A 3,794-nucleotide genomic window follows, 5' to 3' on the forward strand; every position below is an offset into this window, starting at 1 on the left:
CCGCCTGCCCGGAGAGGTCGATCTGGCCGAAACCCAGGTGCATGGCCGCCTGTGGCTGCGCGGCGCCCGGCGCGGGAACGCGGCGCTTGAACCGGAGGATTTCGGCATGTCCTTCGGCTACAGCTACATCTGATCGGCGGACCAGCCCCGGTAGCCGAGAGCTTCGGAAATATCCTGCGCCGCGGCCCTGAGCGCGGTTTCGATCGGCCCGAGTTGCGGCGAACCCTCTGCGAAGATGCTGGAATGGCCGGTGACGTTGATCGCCGCCACGGCTTCGCCCCGGTGGTCGTAGACAGGGGCCGCCGCCGAGCCGATTTCGGCTTCGAAGTTCGCGACGCTCCATGCCATGCCGCGGCTGCGGTCATTGGCCAGTTGTTCCAGCAGAGCGTCGAGAGAGGTGCGGGTTTTCGACGTGAAGGCTTCGAGCGGGTGGTCGGCATAGAGCGCGCGCACCTCTTCTGCCGGGAGTTCGGCCAGCAGGATGCGCCCGATGGTCGTGGCGTGCGCGGGCAGGCGGGTCCCCTCGCGCACGGTGCTGGCCAGATGGGACACCGGCGTTTCGCGCGCGAGATACACGATTTCATGCCCTTCGCGCACGCCCAGATGCGCCGACAGCTTCAGCGCGGCCACTAGCCGTTGCAGCACGGGCCGCGCGGTCGGCACGATCCCGCGATCGTTCAACGCTTCGGCGGCGAGCGAGATGAGCCCCGTGCCCAGCCGATAGCCGCCTTCGTGCGGCAGCGCCTCGATCAGGCGCTCCGCCTCCAGCGTGGCAAGGATACGCACGAGCGTGGTACGGTTCACCCCCGTCGCCTTCGAAACCTGACTGATATTACCGCACCGGTTCCCCGCCGCGATATAGCGCAGCACCCGCAGCGCGCGGACGACAGGTTGGACGGAATATTCGGGGGTCTTATTTTCGGCCATGGGGCATGTTTCATATTTTGCGCAGAATGTTCAATTGTGAACTTCTTGGTCAGCAACACAGGTCCCGCGTCAAGCGATATCTTTCCGCAGTCGGGGCCGGGGGCTTTGACAAATCGGCTTCTGGCGTCGTGCGGTCACGGGTAATATGATCCATGGAAAGAGATAGCAGCGGGCTTGCCCCAAAGGGTGGCGGGCCAACATGTGCGGGGATGGCCGGATGATCGAGAGCCAGGGCGAACGCGTGCGCCAGCCGCAACGAAAGCGCGGTGTGATCCGGTTCGAACATTTGCTCGACGCCACCGAAACGCTTTTGACGAAATGGCCCGACAGCGACATCAGCCTCGCGCTTGTGGCGAAGGAAGCGGAAGTGCCGCTGCCGTCGATCTACCATTTCTTTCCCAACAAGGATGCGATCCTTGTGGCGCTGGCCCAACGGTATCACGCCCAGCTTGCGGAAATGGCGCGCGCGCCTCTCGATCCGCCGCCTGCGGGGTGGCAGGACATCATCCGCAGACGCCAGCAGAGCGGCGTGCGGTTCCTGAACGATCATCCTTCCGCGCTGAGGCTTTTCATGGGGGCCGGGGTCAGTGCAGAGGTGCGCACGCTCGACCTGCAGGGCAACGCGAGGCTGGCCGAGATACGCGCCGAAGAGTTCCGGCATTGGTTCGACTGCCGCGGCATCGCGGATCTGGAGACGCGCCTGGCCGTGTCGATCGGGGTTATGGATGGGGTCTGGGCGATTTCATGGTCGCAGCATCGTCGCCTGACGGATCATTATCTGGAAGAGAGCATCCGCGCCTCTGTCGCCTATCTGCGGTGTTACCTGCCGGAGATTCTGCCGCGCCGGTCCTGAGTCAAAGTTAGCAAAACTAATTATCACTAACTTTTTGTTTCTTGCCTGAGGCGCCCGCCCGGCAAACTGGGAATTTGACCGCAAAATCCCCGGATAGGCCCCAATACCTTGGCGATCATTCCCGTTTTCGGGGAAGGTAACAGCGTAGCAACTGGCCACGAATACCCACTATGCGGTCAAATTTTCTGTCGCTAACCTGAATACAGCGCCGCCGGGCCGATGCGTTCAGGCGGGCGTAATGCGCCGGTCGGGGATCCCGGTACCGGCAAAGTCGCCACCAGGGAAAGGAAAGTGAAAATGACAAAGACCTTCTTGCCGAAGAGGACCAGCTTGCTCGTGACGGCGGCCGGTGCGCTGCTGGCTGCCACGCCATTGGCCGCGCAGGATACGCTGGTCATCGGACGGTCGATGGACGTCAACTCGCTCGATCCGGCGCGGGCCTTCTGCGACACCTGCCAGATATATCTGACGGCCGTTTACGAACCACTGCTGACCCTCGGCGAAGACAACCAGACGCTGGTGCCGAAGCTCGCCACAAGCTGGGACAACAACGAGGACTTCACGGAATTCACCTTTCAGCTGAACCCCGATGCCGTGTTTTCCGATGGCAGCCCGGTGGAGGCGCAGGATGTCGTGTGGTCCTTCGAGCGTCTGCGCAACCTCAAGGGCTCTCCGTCGTTCCTGATGGATGGCACGCAAAATATCGAAGCGGTCGATGCCAAGACCGTCAAAATCACCGTGGATGCGCCCAATTCGGAATTCCTCAACAAGGTGTCGGCGCCCTATACCGGCATTCTGAATTCCGAAGCCGCAATGGCGGGCGGGGCCATCGGCGATGAAACCGCCGACACGGCGGACGGGGCCGAAGGCTGGTTCCTCGAGAACTCCGTCGGCAGCGGGCCGTTCGTTCTGTCCAACTACGCGCCAGAGGACGAACTGCGCCTGTCGCGCAACGATGCCTACTACGGCGATGCGCCTGCCTTCGACGAAGTGGTCATCACCCAGATACAGGATTCCGTCAGCCAGGCGCAGGCGCTTGAAACCGGATCGGTCGACATTGCGATGCAGCTTGATGCGGATACCGCCAAGGCGCTCGACAATCCCGATGTGGTGACCGAAATCGTGCCGTCCTTCAACTTCATCTACTTTGCCTTCATGCCCGGATCGGAAGCCATGAAGGACAAGCTGACGCCGCAGGTGCGCGAGGCGCTGACCTATGCGGTGGATTACGACGGGATGATCGAATTCACGGTGGGCGGCAACGGCAACAAGATCGCGGCCCCCATTCCCAACGGCTTCCCGGGGACGGCGAACCTGACGCCGCGCAGCCAGGACGTGGAAAAGGCCAAGGCGATGCTCGCGGAAGCGGGGGTCGGCGACGGGTTCACGATGGAGGCGGTCTATCCGAACGACAACGTCTATGGCGTCGATCTGAACGTCATGATGCAAAAGCTGCAGCAGGACTTTGCGCAGGTCGGGGTGGATGTATCGCTCAAGCCTGTCACCTACCCGGTCTGGCGTGAGGACATGGCCAATGGCCGGGCCGACCTGACGGCGGTCTACTATGCGCCGGACTACTACGGTTCGGGCCAGTACGCGGCCTATTTCGGCATGACCGATGGGTCGACCTGGGTGCAGCGGGCGGGCTACAATTCCCCCGAAACGGTGCTGAACCCGGCGCAGGGCGAAATCTATGCCGAAGCGCTGGCCGCCTCTGGTGACGCAGCCGTCGCCAAGTACGAAGAGCTTGCCAAGTCGATGATGGCCGACAATGTCATCATCCCGGTGGTGAGCCCGAACCTCGTTCTGGCCTATCGCAGCGATATCGAGGGCGTGCGTTACAGCGCCTGCTGCAACCTGCCGCTTGCCGAAATCTCGCGCAAGTAAGGGGGGCCGCCATGCTGCGCTATATCATACGCCGGATTTTGGGAGTGCCCTTCCTGCTCCTTGGCGTGGCCAGCGTGGCGTTCATCCTGTCGCAAAGCACCAAGGGCGACCCCCTGTCCGCCCTGGT

General features: G+C 62.6%; 3 protein-coding genes. 2 read left to right on the forward strand and 1 reads right to left on the reverse strand.

Annotated elements, in window-relative coordinates:
- Positions 1-123: 123 nt before the first annotated feature.
- Complete coding sequence (locus tag A3764_RS10440; RefSeq protein WP_067923330.1) at positions 124-927, reverse strand: IclR family transcriptional regulator; 804 nt, start codon at positions 925-927, stop codon at positions 124-126.
- 217 nt (positions 928-1,144) lie between these two features.
- Here A3764_RS10440 and A3764_RS10445 point away from each other — a divergent pair, with 217 nt between their 5' ends.
- Positions 1,145-1,780 carry a TetR/AcrR family transcriptional regulator gene (locus tag A3764_RS10445; protein WP_161487209.1) on the forward strand — a complete coding sequence of 212 codons (636 nt, stop codon included), beginning with the start codon at positions 1,145-1,147 and terminating at the stop codon, positions 1,778-1,780.
- 297 nt (positions 1,781-2,077) lie between these two features.
- Entirely contained in the window at positions 2,078-3,667 is a 1,590-nt protein-coding gene (locus A3764_RS10450) for an ABC transporter substrate-binding protein (RefSeq protein WP_067923336.1), read from the forward strand.
- The last annotated feature ends 127 nt before the right edge of the window (positions 3,668-3,794 follow it).

It is taken from the genome of Sulfitobacter sp. HI0129 (assembly GCF_001635395.1).
Lineage (GTDB): Bacteria > Pseudomonadota > Alphaproteobacteria > Rhodobacterales > Rhodobacteraceae > Sulfitobacter.